General features: G+C 40.7%; 15 protein-coding genes and 3 tRNA genes. 5 read left to right on the top strand and 13 right to left on the bottom strand.

What is annotated here, in order from left to right; genetic code table 11:
* The 10 genes from L650_RS0105245 to L650_RS0105205 form a co-directional block, all read right to left on the bottom strand.
* On the bottom strand, positions 1–190 hold a 190-nt coding region (locus L650_RS0105245), incomplete at its 3' end, for an SAM-dependent methyltransferase (RefSeq protein ID WP_029772441.1).
* 11 nt (positions 191–201) lie between these two features.
* Entirely contained in the window at positions 202–555 is a 354-nt protein-coding gene (gene nirD / locus L650_RS0105240; RefSeq protein ID WP_024033472.1) for a nitrite reductase small subunit NirD, read from the bottom strand.
* Positions 542–3070: a nitrite reductase large subunit NirB gene (gene nirB / locus L650_RS0105235; RefSeq protein WP_029772440.1), complete on the bottom strand. Its 2529-nt coding sequence runs from the start codon at positions 3068–3070 to the stop codon at positions 542–544. The genes nirD and nirB overlap by 14 nt, the downstream gene beginning before the upstream one ends.
* 415 nt (positions 3071–3485) lie before the next feature.
* Positions 3486–4124, bottom strand: coding sequence for a carbonic anhydrase (locus L650_RS0105230; protein ID WP_029772439.1), 639 nt, complete (start codon positions 4122–4124; stop codon positions 3486–3488).
* Positions 4125–4372: 248 nt separating this feature from the next.
* Positions 4373–6019, bottom strand: a complete 1647-nt coding sequence (locus L650_RS0105225) for a diguanylate cyclase (protein ID WP_223230540.1) — start codon at positions 6017–6019, stop codon at positions 4373–4375.
* 417 nt (positions 6020–6436) lie between these two features.
* Positions 6437–6521, bottom strand: a tRNA-OTHER gene (locus L650_RS24255).
* 183 nt (positions 6522–6704) lie between these two features.
* A tRNA-Val gene (locus L650_RS0105220) sits at positions 6705–6781 on the bottom strand.
* Between the two features lie 45 nt (positions 6782–6826).
* Positions 6827–6903 (bottom strand) — tRNA-Val (locus L650_RS0105215).
* Positions 6904–7016: 113 nt separating this feature from the next.
* Entirely contained in the window at positions 7017–8063 is a 1047-nt protein-coding gene (locus tag L650_RS0105210) for a DUF3080 family protein (RefSeq protein ID WP_029772437.1), read from the bottom strand.
* Positions 8056–9366, bottom strand: coding sequence for an MATE family efflux transporter (locus L650_RS0105205; RefSeq protein ID WP_029772436.1), 1311 nt, complete (start codon positions 9364–9366; stop codon positions 8056–8058). The genes L650_RS0105210 and L650_RS0105205 overlap by 8 nt, the downstream gene beginning before the upstream one ends.
* Before the next feature lie 128 nt (positions 9367–9494).
* Between L650_RS0105205 and L650_RS0105200 the strand changes: the two genes are divergently transcribed.
* Entirely contained in the window at positions 9495–10121 is a 627-nt protein-coding gene (locus L650_RS0105200; protein ID WP_029772435.1) for a riboflavin synthase, read from the top strand.
* On the opposite strand, the gene L650_RS0105195 is transcribed toward L650_RS0105200, so the two are convergent.
* The gene (locus tag L650_RS0105195) at positions 10118–10321 is read right to left on the bottom strand and encodes a CPXCG motif-containing cysteine-rich protein (RefSeq protein ID WP_029772434.1); all 204 of its coding nucleotides are present in this window, start codon (positions 10319–10321) and stop codon (positions 10118–10120) included. The genes L650_RS0105200 and L650_RS0105195 overlap by 4 nt on opposite strands.
* A 197-nt stretch (positions 10322–10518) precedes the next feature.
* Positions 10519–11382 carry a fructosamine kinase family protein gene (locus tag L650_RS0105190; protein ID WP_004586762.1) on the bottom strand — a complete coding sequence of 288 codons (864 nt, stop codon included), beginning with the start codon at positions 11380–11382 and terminating at the stop codon, positions 10519–10521.
* A gap of 109 nt (positions 11383–11491) precedes the next feature.
* Between L650_RS0105190 and L650_RS0105185 the strand changes: the two genes are divergently transcribed.
* Complete coding sequence (locus L650_RS0105185; protein WP_029772433.1) at positions 11492–12184, top strand: hypothetical protein; 693 nt, start codon at positions 11492–11494, stop codon at positions 12182–12184.
* 49 nt (positions 12185–12233) lie between these two features.
* Here the strand turns inward: L650_RS0105185 and L650_RS0105180 are convergent, their stop codons facing one another.
* On the bottom strand, positions 12234–12599 hold the full coding sequence (locus L650_RS0105180; protein ID WP_029772432.1) for a DUF3718 domain-containing protein: 366 nt from the start codon (positions 12597–12599) through the stop codon (positions 12234–12236).
* A 249-nt stretch (positions 12600–12848) separates the two neighbouring features.
* Here L650_RS0105180 and L650_RS0105175 point away from each other — a divergent pair, with 249 nt between their 5' ends.
* The 3 genes from L650_RS0105175 to L650_RS0105165 form a co-directional block, all read left to right on the top strand.
* On the top strand, positions 12849–13634 hold the full coding sequence (locus L650_RS0105175) for a hypothetical protein (RefSeq protein WP_004586759.1): 786 nt from the start codon (positions 12849–12851) through the stop codon (positions 13632–13634).
* A 100-nt stretch (positions 13635–13734) separates the two neighbouring features.
* Entirely contained in the window at positions 13735–15117 is a 1383-nt protein-coding gene (locus tag L650_RS0105170; RefSeq protein ID WP_029772431.1) for an amidohydrolase, read from the top strand.
* A 10-nt stretch (positions 15118–15127) separates the two neighbouring features.
* Positions 15128–16064 (top strand): amidohydrolase (locus L650_RS0105165; RefSeq protein WP_029772430.1); only part of this gene is annotated, 937 nt, incomplete at its 3' end.

The following is a 16064-nucleotide window of genomic DNA, read 5'->3' as shown; positions in this document are numbered from 1 at the left end:
CTTCGGCTGCTGCAATCAGGCGCTGCGCTTTTACAGTTATAAGCTCAGCATCGCCCGGGCCTGCCCCTATTAAATACACGTGGTCGTTTTTTTGGTGTTTAGCTTTGTGCTTTGCATCTTGAGTGAGTTTATTAACAAACTTGTTTAGCCATGGGCTTTCAATACCCGAAAAATACGAAAGAACACTCATTTTATTGCTCCTTATGCTAACGCTGTAATGGCTTTTGGCTCAGCGCTAACAAAGACATTGCCATTGTCTATTTTGGCTTCAAATACGGGGAGCTGTATTGCCTCTGCTTCTAGGCACTCGCCGGTATTTAAACAAAAATGTTGCTTATACAAAGGGGAGGCCACTACTAATTTTCCATCAATAGAGCCAATAATGCCGCGCGATAGTACATTGGCTTTGCCTATCGGGTCGTAGTTGCTAATGGCTAACACAGGCTCACTATTTTGTGGAACATAAAATATGGCCACTTGCTGGTTGTTTACTAATGCGCATACGCCACTATTAGCAACTAGGTCGTCGGTTGTTCCAATTTTATGCCAATACATCAGCTTGCTCCTGCTCAATTTCCATTACGGGGATACGGTTTGTCGAATTTTGCTGGTTACGTTTTTCAGACTCAGTGGCGGGGCGAATTTGGTTGCGCTCTTGTACAAATAAAATATTGCTATCGGCATCTGGGCTATTAATAAATTGGCGGAACCGTTTTGAGGCCTCTGGGCTTTCCACTGCTTTTTTCCATTCGCAGGCGTAAGTTTTAGTTATAAGCGCCATTTGCGTTTCAAGCTCATGGCAAATACCTAGGCTGTCGTCTATTACTACGCTTTTTAAATAATCTAACCCGCCTTCTAAATTTTCCATCCACACTGAGGTGCGCTGCAGTTTATCGGCGGTTTTAATGTAAAACATGATCACGCGGTCAATGTATTTAATGAGTGTTTCGGTATCTAAATCGGTAGCAAATAAATCAGCATGGCGCGGGCGCATACCGCCATTTCCACATACGTATAAGTTCCAGCCATTTTCGGTTGCTATTACGCCTATATCTTTGCTTTGTGCCTCAGCGCATTCGCGGGTACAGCCCGATACGGCCATTTTAAATTTATGCGGGGCGCGTAAACCTTTGTAGCGGTTTTCAATCGCAATCGCGTGGCCAACACTGTCTTGAACGCCATAGCGACACCACGTACTGCCAACACACGATTTAACGGTTCTGAGCGATTTACCATAAGCATGACCGGTCTCAAAACCGGCTGCAATAAGTCTTTCCCAAATAATAGGGAGCTCTTCAAGGCGTGCGCCAAATAAGTCGATACGCTGCCCACCTGTGACTTTACAGTACAGGTTAAAGTCTTTAGCAACTTGACCAATAACAATAAGTTTGTCGGGGGTAATTTCGCCACCCGCTATACGGGGAACGACAGAGTAAGAGCCATCTTTTTGCATATTTGCAAGGTAAGTGTCGTTGGTATCTTGCAGGCCAACATGAGCGGGTTCTAAAATAAACTCATTCCACGTTGAAGCTAAAATAGAGGCCACTGCAGGTTTGCATATTTCACAGCCGTGATGACCGCTGCCATGTTTAGCGAGCAAATCATCAAAAGTTTTAATGCTTTCTACTTTTACTAAATGCAGTAACTCTTGGCGCGAAAAAGCAAAGTGTTCACACACATGGTTGTTAACTTCAACCCCACGGCTTTCAAGTTCACTGTCGACTACCGATTTTAATAATGCGGCACAACCACCACANCCGCCATCAATTGCACCCACAATGTCGCCTTTGCTTACATTGTGACACGAACAAATAGTGGCAGTATCGGGCAGGGCATTTCCCGCTAAAACAGGTGCTCCTTCGCTATCAGGTAAAATGAGGCACTCAGGGTGTTCGGGTAATTCCATATCGTTTAACATGTACTGCAACAGTGTGTCGTAATCGCTAGTATCGCCAACAAGCACTGCGCCTAATAACTTGTTGCCTGCCTCATTTAAAATAATTTTTTTATAACAATCACGAATAGGATCTTGATAAATTAGCTCTTTGCAATCGGGGGTTTTAGCGTGGGCATCGCCAATTGAACCTACCTCTACCCCGAGTAGTTTTAATTTTGTGCTCATATCGGCGCCTAAAAACTCAAGTTCGCCGCCTGTAAGTTGGCTTGCAACCACGCGAGCCATGTTATAACCCGGAGCGACTAGGCCAAATAGCTTTTTGTCCCATAAGGCACATTCGCCAATAGCATATATATCTGGGTTTGATGTCTGGCATTGGTTATTAATTACAATACCGCCACGTTGCCCTAATTCAAGTTCGGCCACTTTGCCAAGCTCATCGTATGGGCGAATACCGGCCGAGAACAAAATTAAGTCGGTTTCTAAAAACGTGTCATCTGAAAAATTTAATCTGTAACGGCTCGTTTCGCCTTTTACTATTTCGCTGGTGGCTTTAGCGGTATGCACGCTCACGCCCAGTTTTTCAATTTTGTTTTTTAACAGCGTGCCACCTTGTTCATCAAGTTGTACCGCCATAAGTTGGGGTGCAAACTCAACTACATGAGTATCAAGCCCAAGTTGCTTAATTGCATTGGCTGCTTCAAGCCCTAACAAGCCGCCACCTATCACTACGCCACTTTTACTTTGTGCAGCGCTTGCTTTTATTTGCTCTAAATCTTCTAGGGTACGGTAAACCAAGCAATGGGGTTGGTCATTCCCTTTAATTGGCGGCACAAACGGGTACGAGCCTGTTGCTAAAATAAGTTTATCGTAATTAAATTTATCACCGGTTTGAGTGCTAACTACCTTGTTTGTTTTATCTATTTCATTAACCCACTGGTTAGTATGCACATTTATATTTAACTGCTGATAATTATCAAAGGTGGTTAGGGCTAAATCGGCGGCTGTTTTACCATCAAACACGCTGGATAAGTAAACACGGTCATAAGCTAAATTTGCTTCTCCACACAGTACGGTAATGTGCGCGTTAGCGTCGCTTTGGCGCATTTGCTCTACAAAATGGTGCCCAACCATCCCATTACCAATAATGAGTATTTTTGTTGGTGTTTGCATTGGTATCCCCTCAATGACGGTTTAATTTAAAAACAAAAAAGCCCGCCACAGTTACAAATTAATGCAACTGCGAGCGGGCTTCTTTGCCTGTGGTCATAACAACCTAAATGTGTGTCGTTTTAATAACGAACGGTATGGTTATCATATAAGCAAAAACACGGCCATTTTTATAAGTGTTTGTTTTTTAATAGCTACATTACTTTTAAATGGTTTTACTTACGCATATTTGAGTTGTTTTGGTGCGGTGCTAGCACTATGGGAGTGCACATAATGAGGCTACAATGTGGTGTTTAGCCAATAAAAAGTTCATTTGTGCCGTTAACTAATAACGAGGGGTAGGCGTTTAGGCTATGAATAAAAAATGCGCTTTGTTATTTTCAGATAACAGTAAGCGCATTAATACTGTAAAGCGGCTTTACTTGCTTTGCTTCGCCAGGGTTTCTACATCGGTATCTTCAACAGGTTTAAAGCTGCCCGTCGCTTCATCGTAGGTTTTAATTTCTGCAGATTCTATATCATATACCCAGCCGTGTAGCTTAACTTGACCGGTTGCAATTTTTGCAGCCACAGCAGGGTGTGTTTTTATATGCTGTAGTTGTTGTACTACGTTTTCTTCAATTACTAAGCCTAGGTGGTCGTTATTGTTTAGCTCTGCGCAACCGCATTTTTCTTTTACAACTTCAGTTGCTACGCGGCTGTGGCCAAGCCACTCTTTAACGTGCGGTAAGCTTGATAAACCTTCAGTATTTATAGCGCCTTTCATTGCGCCACAATCCGAGTGCCCACAAATGATAATGTGCGATACGCCCAGTGCAGCCACCGCAAATTCAATTGAGGCTGTCATACCNGGCGGGATAATATTGCCCGCGTTACGACAAATAAATAATTCACCGGGTTCAGTTTGAGTCACTAAGTTAGGATCGATACGCGAGTCGGCACAGGTGATAAATAACACTTCTGGGTTTTGACCATTGGCTAGTTTTTGAAACGCTGCTTTTTTTGATGGGTAAACTTCTTTTTGAAACTTAGCCACGCCCGAAATAATATGTTCCATGTACAACTCCTATTGGTGTAATTTAATCGTGTTATTTATAGCTTTATTCGCCTGACAAATTAGCGCCATTATAACTTTGTTCTTGTTTGTTTTGTACTATTACACTGTTTAATAAATTTCATGCGCACGATCAAAGGGCGACACACGTACATGCAGTGATTAGCGTATACATAAGCGTAGCTAGCAGAGGCTTCGAGTAAAATAAAAGGCGTTAAGTGGCGAAAAAGGTGGTTGAGGAAGTTAGTAGCTTAACTTGCTTTAAGTTTATGGGCTGATTTTAAGCTATACATGCGCTGATCCGCTAAGGTTAAACACTCAGTATGGCTTTGGCACTCATCGCTAGATGCTATGCCATAACTAATACCTGATTGGGGCCATTGCTGTTGAATAGTGCGATGTAATGCGGTGAGCTTTTGAGTAAGTGTGGTTTTTAGTTGGGGAAGGTGTGATTTGTTTTTGACTTTACATAACCAAATAAATTCATCGCCCCCGGTTCTAAATACGGTGCCGTCTTGCGCTAGATGCTGTGTCATTAATTTTGCAGCATTAATTAAAAACGCATCACCTTTGGCGTGCCCAAGCGCATCGTTTATTTTTTTTATTCCATCACAATCTATAAACACAATGATGTAAGCACTATGTGCAAGTTTAATCAGCTCATCATTTAATAGTAGTCGGTTGCCAACTTGGGTTAGAGGATCAAAGCGAGATTCATGTAACAAGGTACTAAATTCGTGCTGTTTTAACTTTAGCCACTCAGACAAAGACAGCACAATACACACACAATCTATTGCTAAGGCTAACAGTACAAGTATTTCTGATGAGGTAGCATTTATTAAATCAAAATGAAACGCAACGTATACTACTAATGACAGGCTATAGAGCATATTTCCAAATAAAAAATACTTGGCTCTAAAATCGTTCAGGCTAAGCATAGCAAACCCGGTGGTTAAGCTAAGCATAACCCATACAGCTGCTAAAAAGTGCGCGATATAAAACACTAAATAAAAGGGCATAAATAGGCTGCAGATACCGCATACAAATGCGCTAACGGTAAAGTATTTTAAAGCACTCCCAAGCTTATTGGCTTTTTCTTTATCGAAGTTAAACAGGTAGTAGGTAAATGCTGCTGCGCAACTCACAGCAAAGGCAAATAAATAAATACCTAAGTAATGTTTATTAAAAGAGGGGCTGGCATAAATTGTATTTACAGCGCCCGAAGCAAACGCCCAGCCAAGACCGTGCAAACCGACATACCCAGCACAAAACAAGGCCACTTTTTGCTTTACCCTTAAAAACATTACAAAGGCCATCATTGCTAAAGTGAGCATGACAGAAATAGTAATAAGGCTTAATGAGTTTATATAAAACTGATGATGCAAAAATGCACCTTCGCTTAAAATACTTAAATCAACCGGCGTTGGATAGTGTTTGGCTTCTAAATATATCCATAAATAGCCACTGCTTGGCGCATAGAAGGGCAGTTTAAATGCTTGTCCATGCATTAAAATAGCCGGTTGATTAACGTGAGACTGCGAAAAATCAGCAAGCTTAACTATATCCCCCTGTTCGGTTTGCCAATAGGCTAAACCAACGTCGATAAAATTGGCTTGCGGCAGCACATACCAATCTCCAGTGGTGGGGTTATTTAGCGCAAATTTTGTTATTACAGCGCCACTTTTACCGAGCAGGTTACTCGTTTCACTAGCGTTTTTATAAGATGTAATTACTTGCTGTGCAGAAGGAGGAGCATTGAATGCTGTGACAGGGCGCCACAGGTTATCATCCTCTAGGGTAATGTTGTTATTAAGTGTATAAGCATATGCTAGCGGGCTAAACAAAGCACAGAAAAAGAATACTGTTAATATACCAACCCGCACCATACCTAAACTCACTTTAAAAACCCACTAAGCGATTATAATCAAATTGTAAACAAATAGTATATAAATCAAACAAAATTATCGCCTTTAAGTAATGGCTTAATTTGGCTTTAAATAACAAACTGCATTAATAAATAAGTAATACGAGGGCGTTTTTGTTTAAACGAATTTATAAACACCGCGGGTGTTTGCAGTATTAGTTAGGATTTAAGGTGGGTAGCGGGCTAACCAACTGAGTTACAGTCGTACAAATAGGGATTCTTAAATATAATTTATTCAAAGAAGTCAGAATAAATTTGGTACGACTGAGTGAATTCGAACCACCGATTTCGGCGTGGGCATAGAGAGTAGGTAGCGCGCTAACCAACTGAGCTACATTCGTACATATAGGGATTCTTAAATATAATTTATTCAAAGAAGTCAGAATAATTTTGGTACGACTGAGTGGATTCGAACCACCGATTTCGGCGTAGGCATAAAGAGTAGGTAGCGCGCTAACCAACTGGGCTACAATCGTACAGGTAGTATCTTAATTATATTTATTCAGTGGTCAGTGGGAAGAATAATTTTGGTACGACTGAGTGGATTCGAATTAGTGATTTCGGCGTGGGCATAGAGAGTAGGTAGCGCACTAACCAACTGAGCTAGAGTCGTACAAGTAGTATCTTAATTATATTTATTCGGAGGGGGAGGATAGTTTTGGTACGACTGAGTGGATTCGAACCACCGACCTCTACCATGTCAAGGTAGCGCTCTAACCAACTGAGCTACAGTCGTACAAATAGTATCTTAATTATATTTATTCAAAGGGAAGAATAAATTTGGTACGACCGAGTGGATTCGAACCACCGACCTCTACCATGTCAAGGTAGCGCTCTAACCAACTGAGCTACGGTCGTATTACCTAATTAAGATGCGATAAATTTAATTATCAGCGGCCGCTAATATATAGCGTGGTGAGTGGTGAATCAAGCAAGTTTGTTGCTTTTACGTTTATTTGCCGTTTTTTTATTCATATTGGGCTGATTTCACACGTTTTATAAAAGTTTTGCCACCAGGTAACGTGTTTTTTGGCTGAGCCTTTAAGCTGGTTTAGTAGATTGTTTTGTGAATCCAGCGCTATCAAAGTATTTATTTGCTTATTTGTTATGGCTTGGTCAAACCACAGTTGGTTATACAAAGGTAAAAGTGTTTCAAGGTAGCCTGCTAAATTAGCCTGATAAGGCTGTATTTCTTTAAGGAAATACTTTTGAAACACGTTACTGACGATAGTGGCTATTTTTTTATTTTTTCCTGCTGGGCATATTTCATCGATGGATTGCGATTCGATAAATCGCGTGGCTGAATTATTAAACGCTATTTGCAGCCTTGCAGAATAAATGAGTAATTGGTTAAAACGGTACTTATTAAGCTGCTCTAACGCGTTAAAAATGTCTGCGGAGTTAATTTTTAAGTAGTGTTTATTGAGTATGTGTTGTTTTATGAGTGCAAGCTGCTGCATGGCCGCTACCGTGTCGCTAAACCCTGCAGGGGAAGCAGAAAGCTCTGAGCTGCTAGCTTGCCATGTGTTTTTTAGCTCAAATTCGTTATACAACATTAAATTAAAGTAGTGGTTTAGTGTTTGCTCTTTATGTGTTTTTGCTTTTAATAGGGTTTTATAAACTGCTGAGTCGGGCTCAAGCGTGCTTAAGCACTGCTGTGCATTTTGCACAAACTCTATTTGATACTTTAAAACACCGGCATGTCCGGCCGTTTTACCAAGCTGATTGTTGTGCTCACTAATAAGTAAGCTGAGCTTACAATGGCTTAAGCTGGCAAGTTCAATCAAGCTAATGGTGGCGGAGTTTAAAAGCGTGTTAGGTGGTAATAGCGGGCTAATTGCTACAGGTTTACTTAAACTTGGGGCTTGGGCTTCAAGGGTATTACTTAAGCGTGCTATGTATGTGTGATAAGTGTTGCTGGGCGCTTTTGAACACCCAGCAAGCACGGCGCAACACACAGCTAATAAACAACTTAACCATGTTTTGCTTGGTATTAATGTTAGTGCTTTTTTATACAAATGGCGCCTGCTTTAATCGCTTATTAACGGTGAACATAAGCCATACAGCAGCAACGGTTAAACCAAAAATAATACCTATCCAAAAACCGTGCGGCCCCATGGCGGGCACAATTAAATCTGTTCTTCCCAATACGTAGCCTAAAGCAAAACCGATTAACCAGTAAGATATAAACGTTATATACGATATAGGCTGCGTGTGTTTTAAACCTCTTAAAATGCCGTTCGCAGCGACTTGAAGTGCATCAGGTATTTGATAAATACATGCCAAAATCATAATTGAGGTCGCTAATGCAATAACGGCTGGGCTGTCGGTGTAAAGTTGGCTTATTAAATCGCGGCCAATAAAGGTTATAAAAGCTAAAAATAACGCAATAGCAATGGCTAATATGTAGCTGGTTGATATAGCAGTTTTTAATTGGCTTAAATGGTTTTGACCAAATAAATTTCCAATACGAATACTAATGGCGATAGATAAGCTCAGTGGCATCATAAATAATAACGCGGTCACGCTTCCCGCAATTTGATGACCCGACACTGCAACAGCACCTAAGTGTGCAATAAATAATGGTATACACGCAAATAGCGTAATTTCAAAAAAGGTGGCCAACGAAATAGGTATACCTAATTTTGTAATAATTCCAATGGTTTTAATATTGGGCTTTTCAAAATTTGCCAGCAGGGCTTTTGCATCGATTTTTTTACTAAACTGGCAATACGTCACTTGTGCAACAGCCATNCCGCCGTAGGCTGGTAAGCCAAATAAACCATTTATAAAAATATAGTTAGCTGGAATATTAACGCCAAGGCCCAGCAAGCTGATATAAAAAGCGGGTTTTGTCATCCCCATGCCTTCGGTCATATTTCGATAAACGGTAAAAATTAAAAAACCAAAGGCTCCCCATTTCACAAAATGGATATAGTCATACGCAAGGCTTGCGATAGCGGGGGTTGTATCGAGTTTTAAAATGACTATATCGGCTAGGTTGGCTATACCAAAACCAATTGCGCTTAAAATAGCGGTTAAATACAGAGCTTGCTGAAAATAATGGCTAATACCTTTTTTATCATTAGCGCCCGCAAATTGGGCAATAATACCGGTTAACGCGAGCAAAATACCTTGCAGCGCCAGTAATAACGGGTTCCATATACCGGTTGCAATCGACAGCGCAGCTAAATCTGTTGGGCTTACTTGGCCTGCCATAATGGTGTCGACTACCGACATTAAAACGAGTGTTACTTGTGCTAAAAATACAGGTACGGCAAGGGTGATTAAACGTTTGGCTTCCCAGCTACTAAAGGTCATAAAAACAGCTATTTGATAAAACAGGGCGCAATTGTAATCGATTGTGTTTCAAATAAAAATCACTGTAGTGAATGATTTTACGAGTTGATACGTTAAACTAGCACTTTGTAATAATTTTAAGTGATTTTATGTTTACAGGAATCGTTCAAACTCAAGCTACTGTTGTATCTACCACGCATACCGAAGGGGTTTTACGTTTGGTTGTATCGGTAGGTGATGAGTACGTTAAACATTTAGATTTAGGCGCCAGCATTGCAATTAATGGCTGTTGTTTAACGGTGGTTAAAGTTGAATTAAGTAACCACGATGTAGTGGCGCAAGTACATTTTGATGTAATTGACGAAACACTATTACTAACTAATTTAGGCAAGCTTGCACTAGGTAGCTTAGTTAATTATGAGCGCTCAGTAACCTTTGGTACTGAATTAGGTGGGCATATTGTGTCGGGGCACATACACTGCACTGCCCGAATCGGGCAAATAGTTAAGCAACAAAATAACTGTAAAATTCAGTTAAGCTTACCTACTAAATGGCAAAAGTATATTTTGTACAAAGGCTTTGTAGCAATAAATGGCGCAAGCCTAACCGTGGGCGAAATTGACGAGCAGGGGTTTTGGTTACACCTGATCCCCGAAACGCTGGCCATTACAAATTTAGGTAACGCTCAAGTGGGTGATGAACTAAATATAGAAGTTGATCAGCAAACTTATACCATTATTAACACGGTAGAAAATTACTTACGCCACCAAGGCTAAAAAATTTGTTCATCGTCGCTGTCTATGTGTAACTCTAATTTTTTATGAGCATGGTCTATGTGCATGTTTAAACGAATAGGGTTACAACAGGCACTGCATTCTTCTACGTAGTCTTGATCCCCCATACTTGCGTCAATGTCTAGGTGTATGTGGTTGCCACAGTGTGGACACGTGATACGTTGTGATAAAAAATCTTTCATAATCACTCCAATAGTACCAAGGTAAGAATTAACTTGTTGATACGCATTAATTAAGTTGTGCAGTTATACTAGCAACAACTTGATGGCTCAAAACTGAACTAAACAACAAGGTATTGAGCCTAAATAACATCCTTTTTAAATATAGTGCTGAAGCAACGATTATGACAGTTATTTTACGCCTTATAAGGCGTTATTATTTAAAGCGATAGCAGTTCATCAATATGCTGCTTAGCCTGAGTAAGATAGTGCCCTGCAAATATATTTGCGTGATTTAAAATAGGGTAAAGTTGGTATATAGCTTTGCGCTTTTTATAGTTTTCGCTTAATGGGTATTGCGCGTTATAGGCGTTATAAAAATCATCAGGTAAGGGGGCAAATAGCTCGCTCATTGCAATATCTACCTCGCGGTCTCCGTAATAACAAGCGGGATTAAATAAGGTCGGTACATTTTTAATAAAGCCCATATTTCCTCGCCAAAAGTCGCCATGTACTAAAGAGGGCTCCACAATATGGCTGTGCAATTGCTCTTTTACCAAGTTAATTAATAGCTCAGGCTCTACAAGCTGAATGCCTTTTTCGGCTAATAGTTGCAGTTGCCAGCCTATGCGCTCTTCTGCGTAAAATAAGTCCCATTTTTTATGCCATTGGTTTGGTTGCACGGTGGTGGCTAGGTAATTATCTACATCAAAGCCAAACATTGCTTGGTCGTGCTTTTGGTGCAGCATAGCCAGTTGTTTACCCATATCGTGCCAATGCGTGTGGGGCTGTTTATCAAGTACTAACCATTCAAGTACAATAAACGAAAATTCAATATTAGCACCTGTTACAATGCAGTCGGGCACCATAAAAACACTATTTTGGGTGAGCTGCTTAAGTCCTATCGCTTCGCTTTCTAGACGATCTAGTTCGCTTTTAAGGGCAATTTTAACCAGGTAATTGTGTTTTCCATCGGTGAGTTGATAGAGTTTATCGGTATTTGTACTTTGCAGCTGACGTTTGTAAGTATGTTTAAAGTCATAATGAATGGCTTGGCTAATGTGCTCGTTTACTGTTTTCCACATATCAATTGCTCGCCTTTTAAACAGATACTTAAACTATGGCAAAAAAGTATTAATTTAACAAACTAATCGTTGTAAAATTAACGATATAAAAAATGCTAATGGAGTAACAATGAACAAAAGTTTTATCACCAATTTGCTTGCTGTCTTGTGTGTAGTTATAGGCTACTTTTTTAACCACGCTATTGTGTTATCGGTGGGGTTATTTGCGCTATCTGGTGCTGTCACAAACTTATTGGCTGTTCATATGTTATTTGAAAAAGTACCTTTACTATACGGCTCGGGGGTTATTGCTCTAAAATTTGAAAGCTTTAAAGTGGCTATTCGTAATTTAATTTTGACTGAGTTTTTCTCTGAGCAAAAAATTAATAACCTACTTAGCAAAGCACAACCTAATATCGACTTTGAGGGCATTATTACTAAGGTTGATTTAAACCCTGCATTCGACAACCTACTTCAAGTAATAGAGCAATCACAGTTTGGCAGTATGTTAGGTATGTTTGGTGGCACAGCGGCTATAGAGCCAATGCGAGAAAAGTTTATTGAAAAAATGCAGCTATCACTTGCGCAAATTAGCCAAACAGACGATTTTAAAGTGCTAGTAAACGATACGTTATCACAAGGGAATAGCGCACAAAGCTTACATGCTACGGTACTTAAATTAGTTGATGAGCGTTTAAATGAACTCACCCCTAAAATGGTTAAAGACATTATTCAAACTATGATACGTGAGCATTTAGGTTGGCTAGTAGTATGGGGCGGTGTGTTTGGCGGTTTATTTGGCTTAATTGCGGCCATTATTTAATAAACTAAGCCTGCTTACAAAGCAGGCTTAGTTTTGTGTTAACGCCATACTATTTTGGCCCTGTGATGATTACTTTTTCTGGGTTGTACGATTTAGCTAAATCCTTAATTGAAGTGCGAGTACTGGTATCAATATTCAAATAATTTGCGCTTTTATCAAGGTTATACAAAGTAACAAAGTCGCCCATTGATAAGTTATTACAGTGCAGCTTTTTGCTCATTACCGCTTTGCTTATATTTAAATCCCGTGACGCTTTACGTACTACGTACGATTTATTAGCAGCAACAGCCATACAAACCTGTGTACCTGGCGATGAATCGGCCGCGACAAATTGGGTGGCTAATGCTGGTTTTGCAATTAGTAAAGTAGCGCCTAGTACCATAGTTGTGCATAAAGTAGCTTTTAACGTGTTCATAATTAGTCCTCATTGTTTGTGGTTCAGCTTTATTATTGAGCGATTCAAACTAAAAAGCTGTTAACCAAACGCAACAAGGTGTAAGCAGGTATGTTTAAAAATACACACTTAAGCTAGGTGACTGAATTTAAGCCCTAATAAATGTGTTTTTTGACACACTTAGGCAAAATTATTTTATAGCTACTGACATATTTTCTCAGCCTGCTATTATCGCCCCATTATTTACGCGCTTAATTTTTAGGAGAACCAGTGAGCAAAACGTTAGCCAGCTATTACCAGCAAGCGTATGCCTGCGAGCACAAGCATTTTAACCAATGTTTTTATTGTGGATGCGAAGCCACAGAGCGCGATCATTGCCCGCCGTTACATATGCTACAGAGCATTATTGATTTAGGCGAAGAGGCCGACTTTGTCTCTATTGCCGCGTGTTATGAGTGCCATGCCTTATTGCATAATGAAAGGCTAATGACGATAGATGAGCGTTTTACAAAACTTAAAAAAAAGCTCTCTAATAAGTACGCTAAGGCGCTGCGTGTTTATAACATGTGGGAAGAAAACGAATTAAGCGAAATGAGTGACGAATTTGCGCACAGCATTCAAGCGGGTATGAAATTAGGTAAAGAGGCATCTGAGCGTTTAGCGTTTACAGGCTTTACATATGCCACCGAAGAAGCCCGCGTGACCGTACGCGAAAAAACCAAAGAGTTTGATGTAGAAGGCACCGTTTTTACCGACTTCAAAGAGGCATTAAATTACTGTATTAACGTACTTAAAGTTCACAAAAGTGACTTTTATAAAATATTGGTAGAGGATTATAACGGCGACTTTAATAGGGCACTTAGCCAGTATCGTCATCGCCACGATAAAGTAACAGCAGCAAGCGATGGCAATACATTAATTAAGGATTTTGCTAAGCAGCATAAGCAAAACTCAGACTTTGTAACTCGCACCGTAAAACACTTTATAAACAAAGACCCATCGCTTACAACCGAAGGCGCACTTGAAAAGCTGTATAACAATTATATAAAAAAATAATTACAGCCGTTTAACTCATTTAATCGCTTTTTTACCTGTTTTTTTAGCTTTATTACGCCGCTTTAGCTAAAGTAGCAAAAAAACAGGAGAACCTAACAACATGCAAAAATTTGCTCCCTCATTGTTAGCAGTTGGTTTAGCTGCTGCCCTTGTTGGCTGCCAAGAAAACGGCCCACAAGATGCAAAAATCACCATTAATAAAAACCCTTACCCAAGCACCTACACACCGCTTGCAAGTAAAAGCACATTAATTACCAATGCGACAGTACTTACTGGCACTGGCGAGCGCTTAGATGACGCCGATGTGTTAATTGTTGATGGTAAAGTACAACAAGTAGGTAAAGACTTATCGGCCAATGCAGATGCAACCATAGATGCACAGGGCAAATGGGTTACCCCAGGTATTATTGACGTACACTCTCACTTAGGTGCTTATCCAAGCCCATCGGTTGAGTCTCATCAAGACGGAAACGAAATGACCAGCCCAAATACTGCTGAGGTGTGGGTAGAGCATTCGGTATGGCCTCAAGATCCTGGCTTTAACCGCGCGCGCGAAGGCGGTATTACTTCACTACAAATTTTACCAGGCTCAGCAAACTTATTTGGTGGCCGTGGCGTAACACTTAAAAACATTCCTGCGCATACCATGCAAGCAATGAAATTCCCTGATGCGCCTAATGGCTTAAAAATGGCCTGTGGTGAAAACCCAAAACGCGTATATGGTCGCCAAGGTACTTTGCCTTCCACCCGTATGGGTAACATGGCCGGTTACCGTATGGCATGGGCAGAAGCACAAGAGTACAAACGTGCATGGGATAAGTACGACGCCGATTACGAAGCAGGTTTAAACCCAGAAGCACCAGTTCGCGACATTAAGCACGATACTCTTCGCGCGGTCATTGAAGGTGAAGTGTTAATTCATAATCACTGTTATAAAGCTGAAGAAATGGCGATGATGATCGACCTTTCAAAAGAATTTGGCTATCACGCAGGTACGTTCCATCACGGTGTAGAAGCTTATAAAATTGCAGATTTATTAGCTGAAAATGGCTCGTGTGCTGCACTTTGGCCAGATTGGTGGGGCTTTAAAATGGAAGCCTACGACATGGTTCAAGAAAACGTAGCTATTGTTGATGCGGTAAAAAACTCGTGCGCCATTGTGCATTCTGACTCAGACACCACTATTCAGCGCTTAAACCAAGAAGCGGGTAAAGTAATGTACCGTGCAAACGAAAATGGGTTTGATATTTCGGAGCAGCACGCGATTAAGTGGATCACCTCAAACGCGGCTAAATCATTAGGTATTGAAGATAAAACTGGTTCGCTTGAAGCAGGTAAGCAAGGCGATGTGGTTATTTGGAACCAAAACCCATTTAGCGTTTACGCAAAAGCTGAACAAGTATTTATTGATGGCGCAAAAGTTTACGATAGAAACGATAGCGCATTTCAAGCACAAAGTGATTTTATGTTAGGTCAACAATAAGGAGCCCAGAATGAAAAATTTATCACGTTCGTTTTCGCTATCTCTGGTTGCTGCCGGACTATTAGCCTCAGGTGCAGCCAATGCACAATCGCTTGCAATTATTAATGCTACGCTGCATACGGCAACCGAGCAAGGCGTTTTAGAAAACGCCAGCATTGTTATGGATAACGGTAAAATTACCGCTATTAATCCACAGCAAGTACAAGCAGATAAAGTTATTGATGCAAATGGGAAGATTGTGACCCCAGGTTTTATTGCTAGCATTAATCAACTTGGCTTAGTGGAAGTAAGTGCAGTTGCAGGCTCACGCGATGCAGGCGAAGAAAAAGCAGGTATTGATTTTGATGTAAGCCTTGCTTATAACGCTCACTCAAGCCTTATCCCGTATGCACGTAAAGGTGGTGTAACCCGCGATGTAATTACCCCGCACGGTGGCGATAGTATTTTTTCGGGCTTAGCAAGCGTTGTTGATTTAAGCGGTGATTTACAAGGCGACATACAAAAACAAGCTGCATTAGTGGTTTATTTAGGTGAGCGCAGTAAGGGCTCGCGCGCATTTACATTGCAAACGCTAATTAATAAGCTTGAAGAGCACCAAACAAAAGCAGCTAAAAAGCCTAAAAAAGACGACGACAGCACCCCAAGTACTGAAGATAAAGTAATGGTTAAAGTACTTAGCGGCGATATGCCACTTGTAGTGGGTGTATCTCGTGCGGCTGATATTATTGAGCTACTTAAAGTTAAAGAGCAATTTGGTATTAATTTAGTGCTCAATGGTGCACAAGATGCCGTTGTTGTTAAAGAGCAGATTGCTAAAGCGCAAGTACCAGTAATTATGAGTGCTATGGATAGCTTACCTTCAAGCTTTGACTCTTTACATGCCAGTTTAGATAACGCAGCCGCGCTTGAAAAAGCTGGAGTAAAGGTTATTTTAACGGTAGGCGGGG

It is taken from the genome of Pseudoalteromonas sp. TB51 (assembly GCF_000498055.1).
In the GTDB taxonomy this organism is placed as follows: Bacteria; Pseudomonadota; Gammaproteobacteria; order Enterobacterales; family Alteromonadaceae; genus Pseudoalteromonas; species Pseudoalteromonas atlantica.
The sequence above is the reverse complement of the archived record's forward strand: the minus strand, read 5'-3'. Positions and strand labels throughout refer to the sequence as shown.

Coding starts and splice junctions, on each gene's coding strand:
- L650_RS0105190 (WP_004586762.1), bottom strand. CDS start 11,382: ATGTGGAAAACAGTAAACGAGCACATTAGCCAAGCCATTCATTATGAC.
- L650_RS0105200 (WP_029772435.1), top strand. CDS start 9,495: ATGTTTACAGGAATCGTTCAAACTCAAGCTACTGTTGTATCTACCACG.
- L650_RS0105180 (WP_029772432.1), bottom strand. CDS start 12,599: ATGAACACGTTAAAAGCTACTTTATGCACAACTATGGTACTAGGCGCT.
- L650_RS0105170 (WP_029772431.1), top strand. CDS start 13,735: ATGCAAAAATTTGCTCCCTCATTGTTAGCAGTTGGTTTAGCTGCTGCC.
- L650_RS0105185 (WP_029772433.1), top strand. CDS start 11,492: ATGAACAAAAGTTTTATCACCAATTTGCTTGCTGTCTTGTGTGTAGTT.
- L650_RS0105195 (WP_029772434.1), bottom strand. CDS start 10,321: ATGAAAGATTTTTTATCACAACGTATCACGTGTCCACACTGTGGCAAC.
- nirD (WP_024033472.1), bottom strand. CDS start 555: ATGTATTGGCATAAAATTGGAACAACCGACGACCTAGTTGCTAATAGT.